Annotated in this window: 1 protein-coding gene; it reads left to right on the forward strand. The window is 45.2% G+C overall.

Annotation, left to right across the window (positions count from 1 at the left end; translation table 11 throughout):
• A partial coding sequence (locus M2R48_RS21295; protein WP_262087622.1) for an Ig-like domain-containing protein occupies positions 1–407 on the forward strand: 407 nt, incomplete at both ends.

The raw sequence follows: 407 nt of genomic DNA on the forward strand, positions 1-407 counted from the left end.
ATTAAGTAACGGCAATACTTATGTATATACAGCGCGTGTTGAAACAGCGGGTGGTAACCAAAGCCCAGCATCGTCAGCATATACAATTACTGTTGATACTGTAGCGCCAACACAAACCACAACGATAACAACAGTTATTGATAACGTTGCCCCAGGTTTAGGAAATGTTGCCAATGGTGCTTTCACCAATGATGACACGCCAGAAGTCCAAGGTACGATTAGTGCTACATTGGGTTCAGGTGAAGTTGTTGTGATATATCGTGATGGTGTGAAGGTTGGCACAGCAACGGTATCTGGTACAACTTGGACCTATGCTGATGCAGGTTTGGCAAGTGGTTCAACCTATACCTATACAGCGCGAGTAGAAGATGCGGCGGGTAACCAAGGTTCGGTATCGAACAACTATG

Origin of the sequence: Acinetobacter sp. I-MWF, from assembly GCF_025433935.1 — a bacterium.
Lineage (GTDB): Bacteria > Pseudomonadota > Gammaproteobacteria > Pseudomonadales > Moraxellaceae > Acinetobacter > Acinetobacter guillouiae.